General features: G+C 54.3%; 20 protein-coding genes and 1 pseudogene. 16 read left to right on the plus strand and 5 right to left on the minus strand.

The genetic code is table 11. From position 1 onward, the window contains the following. The first annotated feature begins 68 nt into the window (after positions 1 to 68). The 4 genes from ACMWKA_RS19725 to ACMWKA_RS19740 all read left to right on the plus strand — a co-directional run bounded on the left by ACMWKA_RS19725 (position 69) and on the right by ACMWKA_RS19740 (position 4,410). Positions 69 to 1,763, plus strand: a complete 1,695-nt coding sequence (locus ACMWKA_RS19725) for a PTS transporter subunit EIIC (RefSeq protein ID WP_414760533.1) — start codon at positions 69 to 71, stop codon at positions 1,761 to 1,763. Beyond that, positions 1,760 to 2,803, plus strand: a complete 1,044-nt coding sequence (locus ACMWKA_RS19730) for an oxidoreductase (RefSeq protein WP_414760534.1) — start codon at positions 1,760 to 1,762, stop codon at positions 2,801 to 2,803. Before ACMWKA_RS19725 ends, ACMWKA_RS19730 begins: the two co-directional genes overlap by 4 nt. A gap of 100 nt (positions 2,804 to 2,903) precedes the next feature. Beyond that, entirely contained in the window at positions 2,904 to 3,665 is a 762-nt protein-coding gene (locus ACMWKA_RS19735; RefSeq protein ID WP_414760535.1) for a hypothetical protein, read from the plus strand. Positions 3,666 to 3,705: 40 nt separating this feature from the next. After that, complete coding sequence (locus ACMWKA_RS19740; protein ID WP_013095042.1) at positions 3,706 to 4,410, plus strand: GntR family transcriptional regulator; 705 nt, start codon at positions 3,706 to 3,708, stop codon at positions 4,408 to 4,410. Between the two features lie 103 nt (positions 4,411 to 4,513). Here ACMWKA_RS19740 and malG read toward each other — a convergent pair whose 3' ends face one another. The 3 genes from malG to malE all read right to left on the minus strand — a co-directional run bounded on the left by malG (position 4,514) and on the right by malE (position 8,279). Further along, a complete protein-coding gene (gene malG / locus ACMWKA_RS19745; RefSeq protein ID WP_013095043.1) occupies positions 4,514 to 5,404 on the minus strand; it encodes a maltose ABC transporter permease MalG in 891 nt (296 codons plus the stop codon). Positions 5,405 to 5,418: 14 nt separating this feature from the next. Then, entirely contained in the window at positions 5,419 to 6,963 is a 1,545-nt protein-coding gene (gene malF, locus ACMWKA_RS19750) for a maltose ABC transporter permease MalF (protein ID WP_020686620.1), read from the minus strand. A 125-nt stretch (positions 6,964 to 7,088) separates the two neighbouring features. After that, positions 7,089 to 8,279 carry a maltose/maltodextrin ABC transporter substrate-binding protein MalE gene (malE, locus tag ACMWKA_RS19755; RefSeq protein WP_014830274.1) on the minus strand — a complete coding sequence of 397 codons (1,191 nt, stop codon included), beginning with the start codon at positions 8,277 to 8,279 and terminating at the stop codon, positions 7,089 to 7,091. Between the two features lie 371 nt (positions 8,280 to 8,650). On the opposite strand from malE, the gene malK reads away from it, so the two are divergent. From malK to ubiA, 5 genes are all read left to right on the plus strand, one after another. Beyond that, the gene (gene malK, locus ACMWKA_RS19760; protein WP_008500080.1) at positions 8,651 to 9,760 is read left to right on the plus strand and encodes a maltose/maltodextrin ABC transporter ATP-binding protein MalK; all 1,110 of its coding nucleotides are present in this window, start codon (positions 8,651 to 8,653) and stop codon (positions 9,758 to 9,760) included. A 71-nt stretch (positions 9,761 to 9,831) separates the two neighbouring features. Continuing rightward, positions 9,832 to 11,139, plus strand: a complete 1,308-nt coding sequence (locus tag ACMWKA_RS19765; protein ID WP_013095047.1) for a maltoporin — start codon at positions 9,832 to 9,834, stop codon at positions 11,137 to 11,139. A gap of 114 nt (positions 11,140 to 11,253) precedes the next feature. Then, positions 11,254 to 12,198 carry a maltose operon protein MalM gene (gene malM, locus ACMWKA_RS19770; RefSeq protein ID WP_023622494.1) on the plus strand — a complete coding sequence of 315 codons (945 nt, stop codon included), beginning with the start codon at positions 11,254 to 11,256 and terminating at the stop codon, positions 12,196 to 12,198. A gap of 180 nt (positions 12,199 to 12,378) precedes the next feature. Continuing rightward, complete coding sequence (gene ubiC / locus ACMWKA_RS19775; RefSeq protein WP_013095049.1) at positions 12,379 to 12,876, plus strand: chorismate lyase; 498 nt, start codon at positions 12,379 to 12,381, stop codon at positions 12,874 to 12,876. A gap of 13 nt (positions 12,877 to 12,889) precedes the next feature. Further along, complete coding sequence (gene ubiA, locus ACMWKA_RS19780; protein ID WP_129327654.1) at positions 12,890 to 13,759, plus strand: 4-hydroxybenzoate octaprenyltransferase; 870 nt, start codon at positions 12,890 to 12,892, stop codon at positions 13,757 to 13,759. 98 nt (positions 13,760 to 13,857) lie between these two features. Here the strand turns inward: ubiA and plsB are convergent, their stop codons facing one another. After that, the gene (gene plsB / locus ACMWKA_RS19785) at positions 13,858 to 16,278 is read right to left on the minus strand and encodes a glycerol-3-phosphate 1-O-acyltransferase PlsB (RefSeq protein ID WP_013095051.1); all 2,421 of its coding nucleotides are present in this window, start codon (positions 16,276 to 16,278) and stop codon (positions 13,858 to 13,860) included. 154 nt (positions 16,279 to 16,432) lie between these two features. On the opposite strand from plsB, the gene ACMWKA_RS19790 reads away from it, so the two are divergent. The 5 genes and pseudogenes from ACMWKA_RS19790 to ACMWKA_RS19810 all read left to right on the plus strand — a co-directional run bounded on the left by ACMWKA_RS19790 (position 16,433) and on the right by ACMWKA_RS19810 (position 19,250). Then, entirely contained in the window at positions 16,433 to 16,801 is a 369-nt protein-coding gene (locus ACMWKA_RS19790) for a diacylglycerol kinase (protein WP_023620295.1), read from the plus strand. 108 nt (positions 16,802 to 16,909) lie between these two features. Next, entirely contained in the window at positions 16,910 to 17,518 is a 609-nt protein-coding gene (lexA, locus tag ACMWKA_RS19795) for a transcriptional repressor LexA (protein ID WP_013095053.1), read from the plus strand. Positions 17,519 to 17,582: 64 nt separating this feature from the next. Further along, positions 17,583 to 18,920, plus strand: coding sequence for an MATE family efflux transporter DinF (gene dinF, locus ACMWKA_RS19800; protein WP_414760536.1), 1,338 nt, complete (start codon positions 17,583 to 17,585; stop codon positions 18,918 to 18,920). Continuing rightward, positions 18,917 to 18,991: pseudogene (locus ACMWKA_RS19805) on the plus strand (hypothetical protein); the annotation flags it as partial. The gene dinF and the pseudogene ACMWKA_RS19805, both read left to right, overlap by 4 nt. 49 nt (positions 18,992 to 19,040) lie before the next feature. Continuing rightward, on the plus strand, positions 19,041 to 19,250 hold the full coding sequence (locus tag ACMWKA_RS19810; RefSeq protein ID WP_020686626.1) for a CsbD family protein: 210 nt from the start codon (positions 19,041 to 19,043) through the stop codon (positions 19,248 to 19,250). A gap of 69 nt (positions 19,251 to 19,319) precedes the next feature. Here ACMWKA_RS19810 and zur read toward each other — a convergent pair whose 3' ends face one another. Then, positions 19,320 to 19,832 (minus strand): zinc uptake transcriptional repressor Zur, encoded by a 513-nt coding sequence (gene zur / locus ACMWKA_RS19815; protein WP_013095057.1) that lies wholly within the window; start codon positions 19,830 to 19,832, stop codon positions 19,320 to 19,322. Between the two features lie 115 nt (positions 19,833 to 19,947). Between zur and ACMWKA_RS19820 the strand changes: the two genes are divergently transcribed. Together ACMWKA_RS19820 and traF are read left to right on the plus strand one after the other, a co-directional pair. Continuing rightward, entirely contained in the window at positions 19,948 to 20,436 is a 489-nt protein-coding gene (locus tag ACMWKA_RS19820) for a cupin domain-containing protein (RefSeq protein ID WP_023620296.1), read from the plus strand. Between the two features lie 220 nt (positions 20,437 to 20,656). Further along, complete coding sequence (traF, locus tag ACMWKA_RS19825; protein ID WP_414760540.1) at positions 20,657 to 21,916, plus strand: conjugal transfer protein TraF; 1,260 nt, start codon at positions 20,657 to 20,659, stop codon at positions 21,914 to 21,916. The last annotated feature ends 48 nt before the right edge of the window (positions 21,917 to 21,964 follow it).

The following is a 21,964-nucleotide window of genomic DNA, read 5'->3' on the forward strand; positions in this document are numbered from 1 at the left end:
GGCAGTTCAGGCATACGCGGTACTGAAATTAACTGCCACATACTTAATCTATTCGACAGGTGATCTGCATGGCCCACTCTTCAATACTGGAGCGGATAACTGACGTCTCGCAAAAGCTGGCATCAGAAGTCCATCTTCGAAGTCTACGGGACAGTTTTATTATTTCTGTCCCGTTCCTTGTCCTGGCTGGACTCTTCATCATGCTTAATTATGTTTTTCTCGATCCGAAAGGCATATTAAGCGGTCTGTTATCCACTGACACCCTGGTACAGCTACGCAATATTGGCGAGCGCGTTCTTAACGGAACAATGAATATTTTATCGCTGATGCTGGTGATATTAATTGCGTATCATATTGCCAGTAAGAAAAAAAACCCTACGCCAGTCATTCCCGCTATGGTTGCGCTGGCGGTGTTTTATGCATTAATGCCCATTGAAACCGTGCAAACCCTGGCCGATGGTCAGCAGGTTCGACTTACCGGAATGGTCTCCTATGGCAGTACCAATGCTGGCGGTGTCTTTCTGGCAATACTGACGGCGGTGTTATCAACAAATCTTTTTTTATGGATTTCGAAAAATAAAAAATTACAGATCCGGCTAGGAGATGATGTGCCTTCCATGGTGGTACAATCCTTCCAGTCGATGTTTTCCATTATGTTAACCGTCGCTATTTTCGCGCTGGTTGCATTTAGCGTTAATCTTTTCCTTCATACTGAAATCCCGGCGCTGATTCAGCATCTCATCCAGGCGCCGCTGGTACATTTAACGACTAATTTATCCGGTTTTCTGGTGTTAACGACCCTGACAAATCTTCTCTTTTCGTTGGGGATACATCCGGGTGGGATTATTAATCCCATTCTTGAACCTCCCTTGCTGGTAGCGATGCAGGAAAACATGTCCGCCTTTGCCAGCGGGCAGATCCCACCCCATATTATCGTTCTGCCATTTCGCGATCTGTATGGTCATATGGGAGGAACCGGGAGCACGCTGGCCCTGCTGCTGGCAGTGTTTGTTCGAAGCCATATGTCCAGCCACCGTAACTTTTCCAGAACGGTGATTGCCCCAGGCATTTTTAATATTAACGAGCCGGTCATTTTTGGTTTCCCGGTGCTCTACAACCCGTTAATGATGATCCCTTTTATCCTTTATCCGCAGATTAATTTCACAATCGCGTACTTTGCAACCGCCTGGGGGTGGGTCTCAAAAATTGTTGCCTACGTTCCCTGGTCAGTGCCTCCGCTTATTTCTGGCTGGCTCGGATCCGGCGGTGATTTTCGTAATGTCATTTTGCAGATCCTGCTATTAGCGCTTGGAGTCGTAATCTATTTACCTTTTTTAACCGCCTATGAGCGTTCGTTAATCAAACGCAGCAATGAAACGATAATTAATACTCTCGCCTCTGAGTCAGAAATAACGCCGCAGGAGGACAATGATATTCATCGGTTGGATGGGAAAACCATTATTCTGGCCTGCAATGAAGGCATGTCGACCTCTTTGATGGCCAGCAAAATGCGAAAATATTGCGAAAGCCAGAATTGTACGCTCAACGTGTATGCCGTGAATGCAGGTAAACTGGTCGATGAATATAAAAACGCCCAGCTTATTTTGCTGGGTCCGCAAATCGCGTATCTCCAGGAAACCATTCTTCAGGATATCAATCACCACTGCCCGGTGATCCCCCTTGACCCTCAGCACTTCAGCAAACTTGATGGACCGGCGGTAATTCATGCCGCCCTGCCATACTTTAAAAAGGAATCCGTATGATTAACTGCGCCTATATTGGCTTTGGTAAAAGCGCCACGCGCTATCATCTCCCTTATGTTTTATGCCGCAAGGATAAATACAACGTAAAGCGTATTTATGATATTGCGCGTAAGCCAGAGGTTGAAGCGCAGCCGCACTATCAACACATCTGTTTTACCTCCCGGCTGCAGGATATTCTGGAAGACAATACGCTTCAGCTGGTGGTTATCTGCACCCATCCTGATAGCCATTTTGAGTATGCCCGGCTATGTCTGGCACACGGCAAAAACGTGCTGGTCGAGAAACCTTTTACAACCACCCCAGAAGAAGCGAAAACGCTGTTAGCTCTGGCATGGGAAAAGGGCTTAACCGTCTCTCCGTTTCAAAACCGACGTTTTGATAGCTGTTATTTGACCATGAAACAGGCGATTGAGAGCGGTAAACTGGGGGAAATAGTCGAGATCGAAAGCCATTTTGACTATTTTCGCCCGGCGTCGGAAACCTGTCCCGGCAGTTATTTCGACGGCGCGTTTTATGGCCTTGGCGTGCATACGCTCGATCAAATTATCGCCCTGCTGGGGCGTCCGCAGCAGGTCGGGTACCATCTTCAGCGCCAGAGAAACCCGCTCAACCCTGACGACGCCTTCACCGTTCACCTCTATTACCCGAAGACGACCGCGATCGTGAAAACCAGCCATCTGGTGAAAATACCCTCGCCGAGATTCACGGTACACGGTACGCGAGGATCGTTTATTCGCTATGGTATCGACCAGCAGGAAACCAGCCTGAAGGCGGGCATTATGCCTGGGGACCCAGGGTTTGGTGAAGATCGTGAATGCGCGGTGCTGGAGTATATCGATGACGCAGGATGTTCTGTCCGGGAGGAACTGCCGGCGGTACCCGGCGACTACGGACGCGTTTATGACGCGCTTTACGACACACTCTCCTCAGGCAAGGCCAACTATGTCAGCGAGCAAGAAGCGTTAACCAATCTCGACATTTTGCAAAAGGCATTTCAACAGCCAACACCTGCCATCGTTTCTCTCGAAGAGGAGGCGTAAAGATGAAACGGCTTCTGAATTGCCGGGCCAGCGACTTTCGTGGCCCCATTACCGGCGTAGCTTACGAGATGCCATCAGCGCCAGCGAAGGGCGCGTCATTATGGCCGAAATTGCCGTGCAGGCGCCCCCGCTGTTTGCAGAGGTGACGAATGCGGAATTGTTGTGTGCGTTTGGCGCCGACCTTCTGCTGCTCAAGGGGATCCATTTTCAGCGGCCCGCATTGAACGGCGGAGAAGAACGTTTTGGCGCTGATCCTGTCAGCCAGGTGAAATGCCTGACGGGGCGTTTAACAGGCGTCAATTTTGAAGTCCTGCCCGCAGACGATCTCTCCAGCCCCGGCGCTTTTCTGCCTGCGCATCTGGAGGCAGTGCGGCATGCGGATTTTTACTGCCTGACCGGCTATGACAAGCCCGGGGTGACGGCCGGGCGTATGTGTCAGGCGATAGCAGCGCTCAGGGCGCAAACCGATAAGCTGATTCTGGCCGCGAAATTTTATAATTCCGGGCTGGCGCAACCCCTGGAGTATGCTGGCTATATCAGTGCAGGCGCAGATGGCGCTATCTTTTCGGCACCAGGCGGATGCCGGGGGGCATCGGAAGGGCGCGTCAGCCACATTGCGCAGGCAGTGCAGTCGCTGGGAGGGCTTGCCATCACCACGCTGAGCAGTAGTCAGGAAGGTGCGGATTGTGCTACGGTGCGCGACATTGGCCTGGCCAGTAAACGTTGCGGTAGCGACATGCATAATTTTGGCGACGCAGGGGTGGCAGGCATGGCCGACCCGGAAGCGCTGAATGCCTTATCCCTCGCTATCCGTGGCCGACGGCACACCTGGGTGCGTATGGCTGCATCCCTGTCTCGTTAATTTGAGTCGGCCCTGTAAGGGGCCGTTTGCGGAGAGCGTTATGCCTAAGTATATGGAGATCTACCATGAAGTGCGGCGGCGCATTGTGGTGGGCATCTATGCTCCCGACAAAAAATTGCCCGAAGGGGCAAGGCTCGCCGCTGAATTTGGATGTAGCGAGCTAACCATCACTAAAGCGCTGGATTTGCTCGTCCGCGAGGGACTGGTGCTGCGCAAGCGTGGGCTAGGCTCGTTTGTTAAGCGCCAGGTTTCTGCGGCAAGCAACTCACACCTGATAGGCACCGCGCAGCGCTGCGCCACTCAGGGGAAAACCCTCACCACTCGCGTGCAGCTATATACTGCCGTGCCTGCCTCTGCCGATATCGCGCAAAAATTGCAAATCCCTGAGGGTGAACTGGTGCATGAAATCCACAGAGTACGCGTCATAGCGGAGATCCCTTCCATCGTGGAGTACACCTGGATGCCTGTCGCGCTGTTTCCTCGTCTGGCTCTGAGCCATGTTCAGCATTCCATTTACGCGTACATTACCCATGAGCTGGGGTGTACCGTCCATAGCGCACATATGAAAGTCACCGGGCGAAACGCCAGCGAGCAGGAAAGGGTGTGGCTGGAGCTGACCGAACCCACCACGCTTATTCAGGTGGAGCAGACGGCATTTCTCGATAACGGCAAGCTGTTTGAATACTCCTGCGCCCGCCATCTCTGGCATACCTTTAACTTTGAGACTGACTTTGTGCGTGTCTGACCCATAAAAAAATGGCGCTCCGAAGAGCGCCTAACAACAGTCACAAGTTGGGTTAATACAATACGTCTAAAGTTGAGGGTTGCAGTGGCATAACAGATGAAACTTAACCTTTCACACCGCCCGCCGTCAGGCCGTTGACCAGCCAGCGCTGCGCCAGCAGGAACACCACGGTAATCGGGATGGCAGAGAGTACGGCCGCCGCGGCAAAGTCGCCCCACAGGTAGTTTTGCGGGTTGAGGTATTGCTGCATACCCACGGCCAGGGTGTAACTATTCACATCACGCAGTAACAGAGACGCGACCGGCACTTCGGTGATGGCGGCGATAAACGACAGGATAAATACCACCGCCAGGATAGGCACCGACAGCGGCAGCAGAACCAGACGGAACGCCTGCCATGGTGTCGCGCCATCCAGCGCCGCCGCTTCTTCCAGCGAGCCGTCGATGGTTTCGAAATAACCTTTGATGGTCCACACATGCAGGGCGATACCGCCAAGATAGGCGAAGATCACGCCGCCGTGGGTGTTCAGGCCGATAAACGGCACATACTGGCCCAGGCGGTCAAACAAGGCATACAACGCGACCAGAGACAGTACCGCCGGGAACATCTGGAAAATCAGCATCCCTTTCAGCAGTGAGGCCTTGCCCGGGAACTTCATACGGGCGAAGGCGTACGCACAGGTGGTGGAGAGCGTCACGATGCCGATCGCGGTGATGGTCGCCACTTTCACCGAGTTCCAAAGCCACAGCAGTACCGGGAACGGCGGCGGGGTAACGCGGCCATCGGCATGCTCCACGCTGAAGCCCAGCGCAAGCTTCCAGTGCTCCCAGGAGATTTCGTCCGGGATCAGGCTGCCGGTAGCGAAGTTACCCGAACGCAGGGAGATGGCGATGACCATCAGCAGCGGGAACATGATCGCCGCAATAAAAATCAGCAGCCCTAAATGCGTCGCCAGGAGGCGCAGTTTCTGAGATTTGGGTTGTACCATAGCCATGATCGATGCCCTCCTTAGTCAAATTTCATACGTGTGGCTTTCAGGTTCACTATCGCCAGCGCGCCAACCAGCAGGAAGATCAGGGTGGCAATCGCTGCCGCCAGACCAAAGTCCTGACCGCCGCCGCCTTCAAAGGCGATGCGATAGGTGTAGCTCACGAGCAGATCGGTATAGCCGGCTGGCGTGGTGGTACCGAGACGATCCGGGCCACCGTTGGTCAACAGCTGAATCAGCACGAAGTTGTTAAAGTTGAAGGCAAAGCTGGCAATCATCAGCGGAGTCAGCGGCTTGATGAGCAGCGGCAGCGTAATCTTAAAGAAGTTCTGGAACGGACCTGCGCCATCCATTGCCGAGGCTTCGTACAGGTCGTCCGGGATAGCCTTCAGCAGGCCCATGCACAGGATCATCATGTACGGATAACCCAGCCAGGTGTTGACGATGATAATCATCGAACGGGCGGTGGTCGGGTCGCTGAACCAGGCCGGTTTGATGCCGAACAGCGCGCTCAGCATCATGTTGATTTCACCGAAGCTCTGGTTAAACAGCCCTTTGAAAATCAGAATTGAGATAAACGACGGTACGGCATACGGCAGGATCAGCAGCACGCGGTAGATCGCTTTGCCTTTCAGGGCTTCCCACTGCACGAGGCAGGCCAGCACCATACCCACGGCAACGGTCAGGAGTACCGTCAATACGGAGAAGACCACCGTCCAGACGAAGATAGCAAAGAACGGCTTCTGGATCCCTTCGTCGGTAAACACGCGGGTAAAGTTGTCCCAGCCGATAGTCACGGTATAGCCCGGGCTGAGTTTGTCATCGCCCCAGCTGCCGTCGGCGTTTACAGACTGATAGAAACCAATATCGTTGTTCGGACGGTACTTCACGCCGCTCTGGTTATTCGTCAGCGTGCCGTCATCCGCCAGGGTATAGAGTGGCTGCGTGCCGGAGAACTGGCGCAGCGAGCTCATGGTCACTTTGCTTTCGTCCGGCAATACGGCGGTGAGCTGAGTCAGCGCCTGACGGTTCTGGGTAATGATACGCAGGTTAGCGCGTTCGCCTTCCGGCAGGGCAGGGGCCTCTTTTAAGGCCAGCTTCTGCTCGCCGCCAAATTTGAAAGCGTCGGAAATATAGGTTTTGCCGCTCTCGCCGTCAGTCAGTGCTAATTTCCATTCGTCACCCGCAGGATACAAACCAAAGTTGAAGGTCTTGCCTGCCTGATAAGAACGGTCCAGAAGCACCTGAGTGGCGCGCTCTTGTGCGAGCTGGTTGGTGCTGCTGTAGTTAGTGAATGCGATAGCGATAGTACAGATCAGCGGGAACAGGACAAACAGCCCCATCCCGGCCACGCCCGGATAGACATAACGCCAGGCATACGCCTTACGGTTGGCGAAAATATACAGGCCAGCAGAGCTTAAAATCAGCGTCATGATGGCGAACAGATATTCCCCTTGTACGTACATTAAAACAACAAGGTAACCCACCAGCAGACAGAGCAGACCGATCGCTGACCACTTCAGCACGTCGCTTTGCCACCAATGTTTCTTTTTAATGACATCCATGGGGTTCTTCCTCTACAACGTTTGATCTTTTCTCCCTCTCCCGTGGGAGAGGGCCGGGGTGAGGGCGTGCGGATAGCGACAACCCTCACCCTAACCCTCTCCCAGAGGGAGAGGGGACTACGGCATTACTTAGTAATACGACCCTGCGCATCTTTCAGCGCGGCATCGACAGTCTGACGACCGCTTGCGGCGTTAATTACCGCAGTACGGGTGGCATACCAGAACGCGGCCATCTGTGGGATGTTCGGCATGATTTCGCCTTTCTGGGCGTTATCCATGGTTGCCGCGATACGTGGGTCTTTTGCCAGCTGATCCTGGAAGGATTTCAGCGCAACGGCACCCAGCGGTTTGTCCTTGTTCACTTCATCCAGACCCTGATCGGTCAGCAGGTAGTTTTCGAGGAACTCTTTCGCCAGCTCTTTGTTCGGGCTGGCGGCGTTGATACCTGCGCTCAGCACGCCAACAAACGGTTTAGACGGCTTGCCGTTGAATGTTGGCAGCAGCGTCACGCCATAGTTGATTTTGCTCTTGTCGATGTTGGTCCAGGCCCACGGACCGTTGATGGTCATCGCGGTTTCGCCTTTGTTGAACGCCGCTTCCGCGATGGAGTAATCGGTATCCGCGTTCATGTGTTTGTTCTTGATCAGATCGACCAGGAAGGTCAGACCCGCTTTCGCACCCGCGTTGTCCACGCCCACGTCTTTGACGTCATATTTGCCGTTTTCAAACTTGAACGCGTAACCGCCATCGGCAGCAATCAGCGGCCAGGTGAAGTACGGCTCCTGCAGGTTGAACATCAGCGCGCTCTTACCTTTCGCTTTCAGCTCTTTATCCAGTTTCGGGATCTCTTCCCAGGTTTTCGGCGGGTTAGGCACCAGGTCTTTGTTATAAATCAGAGACAGGGCTTCCACTGCAATGGGATAAGCGATCAGCTTGCCGTTATAGCGAACGGCGTCCCAGGTGAACGGGAACAGTTTGTCCTGGAAGGCTTTATCAGGCGTGACTTCCGCCAGCAGGCCGGATTGTGCATAACCCCCGAAACGGTCATGCGCCCAGAAGATGATGTCCGGGCCGTCACCGGTTGCCGCAACCTGCGGGAATTTCTCTTCCAGCTTGTCCGGGTGTTCTACGGTGACTTTGATACCGGTGTCTTTTTCGAATTTTTTACCCACTTCGGCCAGGCCGTTATAGCCTTTGTCGCCGTTAATCCAGATAACCAGCTTACCTTCTTCAATTTTGGCGAGAGCCGGTGCGGAAATCATCATTGCTGCAAGGGCGGACAATGCGAAAACGCGTGCGCCAGTCTTGATCTTCATATCTGCCATCCTTTTTTGGTGATGTGCTCGTGGATACATAAGGTGGTTCAACGTCACTCAGTCTCCTTATTTGACATCCTCTTTCCATCCTCCCAACCCCTACGCCCCACCCCCGGTTTGTGTGATCTGTGTTGCATAAATTTAAGTTATGAGTGCTGGCGCACATAAAAACACGCTGAATTTTGCAGGTGGCTTCACGAATTTTGCCTCAGCCCGCCAGCTGCGGTCGCAGAGCCTGCTCTCTCATCCTCCCGCCTCCTCCCCCATAAAAAAGCCGGGGGGTGGAGGATTCGCGAAAGTAATGGATACCCCATAGTGAACTTATCTTGAATGTTTCTGTCGGTGACAGGTTGTAACGAAGGGAGAAGGGCATGGCGAGCGTACAGCTGCGTAATGTAACGAAAGCCTGGGGCGACGTAGTGGTGTCAAAAGACATCAATCTCGACATCCACGAAGGTGAATTCGTGGTGTTTGTTGGCCCATCTGGCTGCGGTAAATCAACTCTGCTGCGTATGATTGCCGGTCTTGAAACCATCACCAGCGGTGATTTGCTGATTGGTGATACCCGAATGAACGACATTCCGCCTGCCGAACGTGGCGTTGGCATGGTGTTCCAGTCTTATGCACTTTATCCCCATCTCTCCGTCGCCGAGAACATGTCCTTTGGCCTGAAGCTGGCGGGGGCGAAAAAAGAGGTGATTAACCAGCGCGTCACGCAGGTGGCAGAAGTGTTACAGCTGGCACACCTGCTGGAGCGTAAACCGAAGGCGCTTTCCGGTGGCCAGCGTCAGCGCGTCGCGATTGGCCGTACGCTGGTTGCCGAACCACGCGTCTTCCTGCTGGATGAACCGCTTTCTAACCTGGATGCCGCGCTGCGCGTCCAGATGCGTATCGAAATCTCCCGTCTGCATAAACGTCTTGGCCGCACGATGATTTACGTCACCCACGATCAGGTCGAAGCGATGACGCTGGCTGACAAAATTGTGGTGCTGGACGCAGGCCGCGTGGCACAGGTGGGTAAACCGCTGGAGCTGTATCACTATCCGGCAGACCGCTTTGTTGCGGGCTTTATTGGCTCGCCAAAGATGAACTTCCTGCCCGTCAAAGTCACGGCGACAGCCATTGAACAGGTACAGGTGGAGTTGCCAAACCGTCAGCAAGTCTGGCTGCCGGTCGACAGCGCCAACGTACAGGTGGGGGCCAACATGTCCCTCGGTATTCGTCCTGAGCATTTACTGCCGAGCCACATCGCCGATGTGACGCTGGAAGGTGAAGTTCAGGTCGTCGAACAACTTGGTCACGAAACACAGATTCATATCCAGATCCCCGCCATCCGTCAGAACCTGGTCTACCGCCAGAATGACGTGGTGTTGGTAGAAGAGGGTGCCACATTCGCTATCGGTTTGCCGCCAGAGCGTTGCCATCTGTTCCGCGAGGATGGCACTGCATGTCGTCGGCTGCACAAAGAGCCAGGCGTTTAAGCAATCCCAAAAGAAGACACGAAACCGACAGGTCAAGTGTTCAAAGAAAAGCAATGATCTCAGGAGATAGAATGATGATTACTCTGCGCAAAGTCCCTCTGGCACTCGCCATTGCGGCAGGCATTATGTCTGCCCAGGCAGGCGCTGTAGACTTTAAAGGTTATGCTCGTTCCGGCATTGGCTGGACCGGGAGTGGCGGTGAACAACAATGTTTCCAGGCAACCGGTGCTCAAAGTAAATACCGTCTCGGTAACGAATGTGAGACGTACGCTGAGCTGAAACTGGGCCAGGAAGTGTGGAAAGAGGGCGACAAGAGCTTCTATTTCGACACTAACGTAGCGTATTCCGTTTCTCAGCAGAACGACTGGGAATCCACCAGCCCGGCCTTCCGTGAAGCTAACGTGCAGGGTAAAAACCTGATTGAGTGGCTGCCAGGCTCCACCATCTGGGCCGGTAAGCGCTTCTATCAGCGTCATGACGTCCACATGATCGACTTCTACTACTGGGATATCTCAGGTCCTGGTGCCGGTATTGAAAACATCGATCTGGGCTTTGGTAAACTCTCTCTGGCAGCTACCCGCTCTTCTGAATCAGGCGGTTCTGCAACCTTCGCCGATCGTGATGCCAACGGCGACCGTGTTTATGACAACGTTGTACCTAACGACGTCTTCGACGTGCGTTTAGCCGGTCTGGAAACCAACCCGGGCGGTACGCTGGAGCTGGGCGTTGACTATGGTCACACCAACATTCCTGACGACTACTACCTGCAGCCTGGCGCTTCTAAAGATGGCTGGTTATTCACTGCTGAACACACCCAGAGCATGATGAAGGGCTTCAACAAGTTCGTACTGCAGTACGGTACGGATTCCATGACCTCTAACGGCAAAGGTATTCCACAGGGCGGTAGCGTTGATAACGATGGCTCCATGTGGCGTGTGCTGGACCACGGTGCAATCACCCTGGCAGACCGTTGGGACCTGATGTACGTCGGTATGTACCAGAACATCGATCGTGACAACAACAACGGTACCGAGTGGTGGACTGTGGGTGTTCGTCCGATGTTCAAATGGACGCCAATCATGAGCACCCTGCTTGAAGTGGGCTACGACAACGTCAAATCTCAGAGAACTGACGAGAAGAACAGCCAGTACAAAATCACCCTGGCACAGCAATGGCAGGCAGGCGACAGCATCTGGTCCCGTCCGGCTATCCGTGTCTTCGCAACCTACGCGAAGTGGGATGAGAAATGGGGTTACGCAAACAACAGCGACACTGGCTACACCTCCGGTGTGGCTTACAGTGACACCTCTGCGAAAACCTTCAGCCGTGGCGACAACGATGAATGGACCTTCGGCGCCCAGATGGAAATCTGGTGGTAATTCGTTAGACCTGACGTAATGACCTGAAAAGAGGGGCGCAAGCCCCTCTCTCCTTAGGGTGCTGCGCGCTATTGCCTGGCCACCGCAGTGCTCACGCTATCAGAGGTAATAACAATGAAAATGAAGAAAAGTCTCGTCGCGCTGTGCCTCTCTGCGGGGCTGTTAGCCTGTGTTCCGGCCGTCTCCTTTGCAGACGTGAATTTCGTGCCACAAAATACCAGTGCTGCGCCCGCTATCCCGGCAGCGGCACTCCAGCAACTGACATGGACGCCGGTTGATCAATCCAAAACGCAGTCGACTCAGCTCTCTATGGGTGGCCAACAACTGAACGTGCCGGGAATTTCTGGCCCCGTTGCGGCTTATAGCGTACCGGCGAACATTGGTGAATTGACCCTGACGCTGACCAGCGAAGTAAACAAACAGACCAGTGTGTTTGCGCCAAACGTCCTGATCCTAGATCAAAACATGACGCCATCGGCGTTCTTCCCGAGCGACTATTTTAGCTATCAGGAACCGGGCGTAATGAGTGCTGACCGCCTGGAAGGCGTTATGCGCCTGACACCTGCTCTGGGTCAGCAAAAGATTTACGTGCTGGTATTCACAACAGAGAAAGATTTGCAGCAGACAACAAAGCTGGTTGACCCGGCGAAAGCTTATGCCAAAGGCACCGGTAACTCTGTCCCGGATATTCCGGATCCGCTTGCCCGCCATACCACTGATGGCCTGGTCAAACTGAAAGTTTCCACCAACAGCGCTTCCAGCGTACTCGTTGGCCCACTGTTTGGCTCGTCTGGTCCAGGTCCGGTGACTGTGGGGAATACCGCTGCACCTGTTTATACCGCGCCAGCGGCTACGGCAGCCGCGACCGCAGCCCCAGCTCCGGCGAAGAAAGCTGAGCCGGTACTGAACGACACCGAAGAATACTTCAACAACGCCATTAAGCAGGCGGTGAAGCGCGGCGATGTCGATAAAGCGCTGAAACTGCTTGATGAAGCCGAACGTTTAGGTTCAACCACTGCCCGTTCCACCTTTATCAGCAGTGTAAAAGGCAAGGGGTAACCGTTTCCCCACAGTGCTGATTTGTTAGTAGTTTAGTGCGCCTGAGTGGGCGCACTTTTTTTCGTGCCGCTCGCGCTGTTGCACCATTGTTGCGATAGTGATCGCTAAATAACGTTTGACCGCCCTCAATGCGCTTTTCTGCGATACAATGCCATTACGTTATGTATCGGAGAGTCCGGCATGTCACACCCTGCGCTAACGCAACTGCGTTCGCTGCGCTATTTCGACCAAATACCTGCGCTTGACCCGCAGCAGCTTGACTGGTTGCTGCTGGAAGATTCCATGACTAAACGTTTTGAGCAACAGGGTAAGACGGTTACGGTGACGATGATTCAGGAAGGGTTTGTCACCTCTGCTGACATTGCCAGTGAGCTGCCGCTGTTACCAAAAGAAGAACGCTACTGGTTGCGTGAAATTCTGCTCTGCGCGGATGGTGAGCCGTGGCTCGCCGGACGAACCGTGGTGCCTGAATCCACCCTTTCCGGGCCAGAGCTGGCACTGCAACGGCTGGGAAATACCCCGCTCGGGCGGTATCTTTTTACCTCGTCTGAACTTACCCGTGATTTTATTGAAATTGGACGCGATGCCGAACTGTGGGGACGTCGTTCCCGTCTTCGCCTGAGCGGTAAACCGTTAATACTGACGGAGCTTTTTTTACCGGCATCGCCGTTGTACTGAGAGGAAGAAAAAAATGGAGTGGAGCCTGACGCAGAACAAGCTGCTGGCCTATCACCGCTTAATGCGTACCGATAAACCCATCGGCGCGCTACTGCTGTTGTGGCCGACATTATGGGCGCTATGGGTGGCGACGCCGGGCGTTCCACCGCTGTGGATCCTGGGCGTGTTTGTGGCCGGTGTCTGGCTGATGCGTGCGGCGGGCTGTGTGGTCAATGACTACGCCGATCGTAAATTCGACGGACATGTGAAACGGACAGCCAATCGTCCGTTACCCAGCGGGCAGGTCACAGAGAAAGAGGCCCGTGTGCTGTTCATCGTGCTGGTGCTGCTCTCCTTCCTGCTGGTGTTAACCCTCAACACCATGACCATCCTGCTTTCCGTTGCGGCTCTCGCGCTGGCATGGGTCTATCCGTTTATGAAACGCTATACCCATCTGCCGCAGGTGGTGCTCGGCGCGGCGTTTGGCTGGTCGATCCCAATGGCGTTTGCGGCGGTCAGCGAGTCGGTACCGCTGAGCTGCTGGCTGATGTTCCTGGCGAACATTCTCTGGGCCGTGGCTTATGACACGCAATATGCGATGGTTGACCGCGATGACGATCTGAAAATTGGCATTAAATCGACCGCCATTCTGTTTGGTCGTCACGACAAGCTGATTATCGGTATCCTGCAGGTCGCGGTGCTGGCGCTGATGGTGGCGATTGGTCGCCTGAACGGGCTCAACTGGGAGTTTTACTGGTCAGTGCTGGTGGCGGGTCTGCTGTTTGCATATCAGCAAAAGCTGATCGCAAAGCGTGAGCGTGACGCCTGTTTTAAAGCGTTTATGAATAATAACTACGTGGGCCTGGTGCTGTTCCTGGGGCTGGCGATGAGCTATTTTAGCTGAAAAAAAGCCCGGTGACGCTGAAGCTTACCGGGCCTGCATGATATGAAGCGTCAGATTGTGAGCCGGGTAAGGCGAAGCCGCCACCCGGCTTTTTCACATCACTCGCCCTGCGTCGCACTCTCAATCGTCAAACGCACGTCGGAGGTAATCAGCTCTGCCAGCATCTGATACACCTTCAGCGTCTCTTCCGGCTCGGCATCGCCCGTGTCGCTAATGAACCCTTCATCACGCAACGTCAGTACTAGTGAACTGAAGACCGCTTTGTCGAAGAATTCCGGGGCGTTGATGCCGTGCAGAACGGAAAGGCGCTGTGCCAGCGTCCGGCTCTCTTTCTCCAGCGTACCGCGGTTAATGGATGGGTTCGCGCTCAGCAGCCAGAAGGTGATAGCGTAGCGCTGCAGTGTTTCACGCGCACCCGCCGCCAGCAGTTGCAGCGTACGGGAGCGTGACGGATTGATATGCAGCTCGTCGTTAACAACGGTAATTAGCCCCTGACGACGCAGCTCCTCGGTCATTTTATCCAGCTCAATCGCCAGTTCATCCTTGCTCCAGCGCAGGAACAGCTCTGCTTTCAGCATCGGATAAAGCGTCTCTACATGACGCAGCAGCTCCTGACGAGAAATACGGCGATGCTGGGTAATGATCGCCGCCATCAGCGACGGCAGCATCAGCATATGCGCGATATTGTTACGATAGTAGGTCATCAGCACCGCCTGCTCGCGCGGGAGAATGATGATGTCGCCAATCGTATCTTTCTCGACTTCAAACTTGTTCATCTGCAGCGCATGGTCGATCAGCTCGCTCGCCGTGCTGGCAGGCGTCGTTGAATCCACCGAGTAGGGAACGTTGCGCATCAGGTCAAGATAGCAATCCAGCTGCTCCGTAAGCTGTTCACGGGTCAGGGAGCGTTGACGTGACGCCAGCAGCGCCGTACAGCACAGGTTCATGGCGTTTGCGGCACCGGCGTTGTTAATACGCACCATCAGCTCAGCCGCGATACCGTTAACCGTTGGCGTCAGCCAGGCTGGACGCACCGCTTCGATAGGATCGATAGACTCGCGCCAATCGGGAACATGGTTGTTCAGATACGTCATCAACGGCATCGGCTCGCCGAAGTTTACGTAGCCCTGACCAAGATTGCGTAGCTTGCTCAGCCCGCGCAGCATCTGCGGCAGGCTCTCTTTCTCTTTAGTCGCCCCGCGCAGCTCTTTGGCGTAAGTTCCCACTTCCATGACGTGCTCATAGCCAATGTAAATGGGCACCAGCGTGATGGGACGAGTGCCGCCGCGCAGCATCGCCTGGATGGTCATCGACAGCGTGCCGGTTTTCGGATCCAGCAGACGGCCGGTTCGTGAACGGCCCCCCTCCACGAAGTACTCAACGGAATAACCGCGGCTGAACAGCTCGCCCAGATATTCACGGAATACGGTGGAGTAGAGCTTGTTGCCCTTAAAGGTACGACGAATGAAGAACGCCCCCAGGCGGCGGAAAATCGGGCCTGCTGGCCAGAAGTTCAGGTTGATACCGGCCGCGATGTGCGGTGGCACCAGCCCCTGGTGATAGAGCACATACGAGAGGAGCAGGTAGTCCATGTGGCTGCGGTGGCAGGGCACATAAACAATTTCATGGCCGTCATGCGCCAGTTGGCGAACGCGCTCGGCATTATGGACGTTAATGCCCTGATAGAGGCGGTTCCATGTAAAGCCCAGGATGCGGTCAGAAAGACGGATCATCTCATAGGAGAAGTTCGCAGCAATCTCTTCCATCAGCGCAATGGCGTTCTGCTGTGCTTTTTCATGAGAAATCTTTTTACTGCGCGCTTCGTCTTCAACAGCACGAGCGATCGCTTTGGAAGCCAGCAGCTTGTTGAAGAGATCCTGACGCGCCGGAAGGCGAGGGCCAACGGCGGCCAGACGCTGACGAGCGAAATGCATGCGCGCCACGCGCGCCAGTTTTTGCGCGATGATCTTATCGGTGCCGTGCTCGTCGGCCATCCGGCGCAGCGAGACGGAAGGGGAGAAGCGCACAAAGCTGTCGCGCCCCAGCCAGGAGACGGCGAAGAATTTCTGGATGCCATTAAGCATGCGTAACGGTGGGTTCTCTTCCCCTTTTTCGCGGCCCGGACGACGACCAAACATCACCGACACCGGCACCATTTGCACATCCAGATCGGGATTGCTGCGATGCAGGTCGAGATAGTCGTGGAACAGCTTAATGGACTCTTCTTTTGGCGTGTAATAGGTAAACACGCGTGGCCCACCGTGAATGAACACGTATCGCGGCAACAGCGTACCGTCGACTTCTAACGGTTCAAGCGGGTCAGGTAAATCATGCGCCAGACACTGGGCGCGAAGCGTCAGCAAGTCTGCCTTCGAGTTGTAAGGCAAAACATACATAATAGGGCGCGACGTATCGAGCCCCAATTCCAGCGCGGGTTCTGCTGGGATAGACTTACTTTTTACCAGGACGCTTAATGGTAAATTAAGTAATTTGTAGTAAATTCGTGGCCAGCCAGACATAAACGATGTAAAGCCTCTGGTTAATAATGCAATTGCGGCGCAAGGATAACAGAAAGCGCGCGAAATTACTGTTGTTACCCGTCATACTTCAGGCTACAGCGCAACACGTTGCGCCTCCTGTTATTGACGCTATTTCAAATAAAAGGTTCTTTTAATGGCCAATAATACCACTGGGTTAACCCGTATCATTAAAGCTGCTGGCTATTCCTGGAAAGGTTTTCGCGCCGCATGGGTCAACGAAGCCGCGTTTCGCCAGGAGGGTGTCGCCGCGATTGTCGCGGTGATTATCGCCTGTTTCCTTGATGTTGATGCCATTACCCGCGTGCTTCTGATCGGCTCCGTGCTGTTGGTGATGATAGTGGAAATTATTAATAGCGCTATTGAGGCCGTTGTGGACCGTATTGGCTCTGATTTCCACGAACTTTCTGGCCGGGCAAAAGACATGGGCTCTGCTGCCGTGTTGCTGGCGATTATCACTGCGGTCATCACCTGGGTCACGCTGCTTTGGTCACATTTCCGATGAGCCTCGAGGAATAATTAAGTCCCTGGTTTTTTGTGCAGTTTTTGGTTCCAAAATCGCCTTTGACTGTATATACTCACAGCATAACTGTATATACACCCAGGGGGCGGAATGAAAGCGTTAACGACCAGGCAGCAAGAGGTGTTTGATCTCATTCGGGATCATATCGGCCAGACGGGTATGCCACCCACGCGTGCGGAAATCGCGCAGCGTCTGGGCTTCCGTTCTCCGAACGCTGCCGAGGAACACCTGAAAGCGCTGGCGCGTAAAGGCGTAATTGAGATTGTATCGGGTGCTTCACGCGGTATCCGCCTGCTGGTGGAAGAAGAGACGGGTATTCCGCTGGTGGGGCGCGTCGCGGCAGGTGAACCTCTGCTGGCGCAACAGCATATTGAAGGCCACTACCAGGTTGATCCGGGCATGTTCAAGCCGAGCGCGGATTTCCTGCTGCGCGTAAGCGGTATGTCCATGAAAGACATCGGTATTCTTGACGGCGATCTGCTTGCGGTGCATAAAACGCAAGACGTGCGTAACGGCCAGGTTGTGGTGGCGCGCATCGATGATGAAGTCACCGTTAAACGCCTGAAAAAGCAAGGTAATACGGTTCAGCTGCTGCCGGAAAACAACGAGTTTTCCCCCATTGTGGTAGACCTCCGCGAACAAAACTTCTCTATCGAGGGGCTGGCGGTAGGGGTCATTCGCAACGGAGAATGGCTGTAATCTCATCCTGACAGGCTACGGATCTGCCGTGGCCTGATTCCTTATCCACTCCCGGTATTTTTTCATGTCACTGCTTACGGCATCCGATAAGGCATTGTGGCGTCTTGCACTGCCGATGATTTTTTCCAATATCACCGTTCCTCTGCTGGGGCTGGTGGATACGGCAGTTATTGGTCACCTTGATTCACCCATCTATCTGGGCGGCGTGGCGATTGGCGCGACGGCGACCAGCTTCCTTTTTATGCTCCTGCTCTTTTTGCGCATGAGTACCACCGGGCTTACGGCGCAGGCGTACGGTGCTAAAGATCCTTTGCGTCTGGCGCGTGCGCTGGTTCAGCCGTTATTTCTGGCGCTTGGGGCAGGCGCGTTAATCGCTATATTACGTACCCCACTGATCGATCTGGCGCTGCATATCGTTGGCGGCAGCGAGGCGGTACTGGAGCAGGCACGACGCTTCCTGGAAATTCGCTGGCTCAGCGCGCCAGCGTCGCTGGCCAATCTGGTTCTGCTGGGGTGGTTACTCGGCGTGCAGTATGCTCGCGCGCCCGTGATCCTGTTGGTGGTAGGCAACCTCCTCAACATCATGCTCGATCTCTGGCTCGTGATGGGCCTGCACATGAACGTGCAGGGTGCGGCACTGGCGACGGCGATTGCCGAATACGGGACGTTTATCCTCGGTCTGTGGATGGTCTGGCGGGTGCTTGTCATGCGGGGGATCTCCGTTACACTGCTCAAGAGTGCATGGCGAGGCAATATCCGCACCCTGCTGGCGCTTAATCGCGACATTATGCTGCGCTCATTGCTGCTGCAGCTCTGTTTCGGCGCACTGACGGTCTTTGGCGCCCGGCTTGGGCCAGATATCGTCGCGGTGAATGCCGTTCTGATGACGCTGCTGACCTTTACCGCCTATGCACTGGATGGCTTTGCCTATGCTGTGGAAGCGCATTCCGGCCAGGCATACGGCGCACGTGAAAGTGGTCAGTTGCGGGATGTCTGGCGGGCGGCCTGTCGGCAGTCGGGGCTGGTGGCGCTGGCGTTCGCGCTGATTTACGCCTGGTTTGGCGAACAGATTATTGCGTTACTCACCTCCCTTCCTGCACTGCGCGAGTTGGCAAGCCATTACCTCATCTGGCAGGTCATTTTGCCGGTGGTGGGGGTCTGGTGCTATCTGCTGGACGGTATGTTTATTGGCGCGACGCGAGGAGCGGAGATGCGTAACAGCATGGCGGTGGCGGCGGCTGGTTTTGCCCTGACGCTGCTCACGCTCCCCTGGCTGGGTAACCATGGTTTATGGCTCTCCCTGGCGGTCTTTCTCGCGTTGCGGGGCCTGTCACTGGGCTTTATCTGGCACCGGCACTGGCAAAACAATACCTGGCTTCCTTCCCGCAACGATATATCGTGACGGTTAAAGATTCCGAATATGAAATCAACTGCCGAATCCTTAACTACAATTATTATCACGTCCAGCAGAAAAGAACGTAACGGACGTTACGACCCGACGCTTAACTAAGAGGACACGATAATGAATAAAGACGAAATCGGCGGCAACTGGAAGCAGTTCAAAGGTAAAGCGAAAGAACAGTGGGGTAAGCTGACGGATGACGATATGACGGTCATCGAAGGTAAACGCGATCAGCTTGTCGGTAAAATTCAGGAACGCTACGGTTACGAGAAAGACCAGGCGGAAAAAGAGGTCGGCGACTGGGAAAAACGCAACGACTACCGTTGGTAACCGTGTGATACCCGACAGTACAAGGAAGTACTCCCTGAGGGCGGCCATGGGCCGCCTTTGTTTTGGCTGTTAACGCGGCTTTTTCTTTACGAGGATAGAGTGGTCATGGTGGCACGCGTCCTGATGCCGGCAGGCCTCCACTTCTACACACGCAGAGCATAATCCGTGTGCTTCAATGACGTTATGGCGCAAGGCAAAGCCCATTCTGGCCGCCAGCGTATGCATAATATCTTCTACGCCTTCCGCCCCTTCTTCTTTCACCACGCCACAACGGTCGCAGATAAACATGGCCGAAGTATGGGTTGGCTGGTCAAAAAGATGACACAACACATAACTGTTTGTGGATTCGACCTTGTGTACAAACCCTTGTTCCAGCAGAAAATCTAGCGCACGATAGACCGTAGGCGGTTTAGCCTGTGGCTCGCTTTCGCGCAGCAGGTCGAGCAGGTCGTATGCGCTGATGGCGCCCTGCTGCAGGGTCATCAGACGCAAGACTTCAAGGCGCTGCGGAGTCAGGCGCACATTGCGTTGCGCGCACAGCTTCTCTGCCTGCGCTAACAGCTCTTTTGTGGACTTATCCATTTAGCACCTCGGATGTTATAGGCTGGAAAACCCTCACTTTACCATGTTCTGGTAAAAACGCCGAGATCCGCCAGGCTCTGCTATACCTGACCCATCGCAAACCGGGAAATTAATGATGAAAAAACCTGACTGTATTCGGCACTGGCGAGACGTGGAAGAGCCAGATAATTCAACCTATCCCGACAGCAACGAGCTTTTCTCCATCGGTGCACCGCTGGCTCGTCACTTGGGGCTCAGGCGAATCGGTATTCACCACGAGCGTTTGCCGCCCGGGCGTCGAACCTCCTATCCCCACGCGGAAAGCGACGAAGAGGAGTTCATCTATGTGCTGGAAGGGTATCCGGAAGCCTGGATTAACGGCTATTTGTGGAAGCTTGAACCCGGCGACAGTGTAGGCTTTCCCGCTGGTACCGGCGTCTGCCATACCTTTATTAATAACACCGAAGAAGAGGTGCGATTACTGGTCGTTGGCGAGGCTAACAAGAAGCACAACCGAATCTACTATCCGCTTAATCCGGAGTATGCCGCCACGCGTGAAGATCGCTGGGTTGATCATCCCCCTCAGTTCTTTGGGCCGCACGATGGAAAACCTGGGAAAAAATAATTTCCTCTTCTATAAATATTGAGGGCCGTCACAAATAACAACAGGCCTGTCCGGAGTTTTACTTAAGGAAATAGCGGGTCTTTTTGTACTTATTCACAGCAATAGTTCGTTCCTGTTTGGGTGATAACAAACAGGGTGATGTTATTAACGACAATAAGACGAGCATACTGTGAAAAAACATTTTAAATTTTCGGTGGTTAGCATCGCTGTCTCCCTGTTTATGGCAAATCAGGCGGGAGCAGCCAATACCTGGACAGAATCACGTAGCGACGCAATGGGTGGCACGGGCGTCGCTTCGGGCAGCTATGGCAGCGGGGCGTTAATCAACCCCGCGTTATTGGCAAAGGCGAAACCGGACGATGATGTGACGGTTATTTTACCGTCCGTCGGCGTGCAGGTGACGGATGAAGACAATCTTCAGGATGAGATTGATACCATCAACGATAAAATCAATCACTATAAGGATGTGGTTGATAGCCTGACCCCCATCGAAGTGATTACCAACCCGCTGGGCTCAATCAATCAGTTCCAGGGAGCGGCAAAAGATCTTGCCGATGAACTGGACTATCTCAAAGGCAAAACCGCACGCGCTACGGCAGGCGCGGGGATTGCGGTGAGTATCCCTAACGATGTGCTCTCCGTGGCCTTTATGGCGAAAGGCTATGCCCACGGGCGCGTCAGCTCTTCTATCGATCAGCAAGATATTGATTACCTGCGCAGTATCCAAAACAGCGATGCGGTGGCGGCGGGCGTGGCACTGGATGCGGCGCTAAACGGTACCGATCAAATCACGAAAAACCTTAACTCTACGGCGTCTGGCCGGGCGGCAATTGTCTCCGATTATGGTGTTGCCATTGCCCGTCAGTTCGATCTGGGTGGCGTCCCGGTTTCCCTTGGCGTCACGCCAAAACTGCAGAAAACCTGGATCTACAACTACACCACCTCAATTTACGATTACGACAGTAACAAGTGGAACGACAGCCGCTACCGGAAAGACGATACCGGCTTTAACGTGGATGCCGGTATCGCGGCCGATTTCGGCGAGCACTGGACGGTCGGGGTGAGCGGGCAAAACCTGATGTCGCGCGATATTGACACCAAGGACATTCGCATCCGCAACGGGCGCACGGGGGAAGTGGTGAGCTATAAAGACACCTATCAAATCCGTCCGCTGGTGACGGCCGGTGCCGCCTGGCACAACGATCTGGTGACCCTGACCGCCGATGGCGATCTGACAGAAACCAAAGGCTTTAAAAGCGAAGATACCTCGCAGTATGTTGGCGTGGGTGCGGAAGTGACGCCGCTGAGCTGGCTGGCCGTGCGGGCGGGTTATCGTGCCGATATGAAAGGGAATGACAGTAACGTCTTTACCGGTGGTGTTGGTTTTGCACCGTTTAACACGGTCCACGTCGACCTGATGGGGCTCTACGGTGAAGATGAAACCTGGGGCGCAGGGGCACAGTTAAGTATGGCGTTCTAAAGGGCACCGGAGGCGTTGCGCCTCCGGCTTTTCTTTATGCTATAGTAG

It is taken from the genome of Enterobacter sp. 03-F-07-AD-ECC (assembly GCF_047530935.1).
GTDB lineage: Bacteria > Pseudomonadota > Gammaproteobacteria > Enterobacterales > Enterobacteriaceae > Enterobacter > Enterobacter cloacae.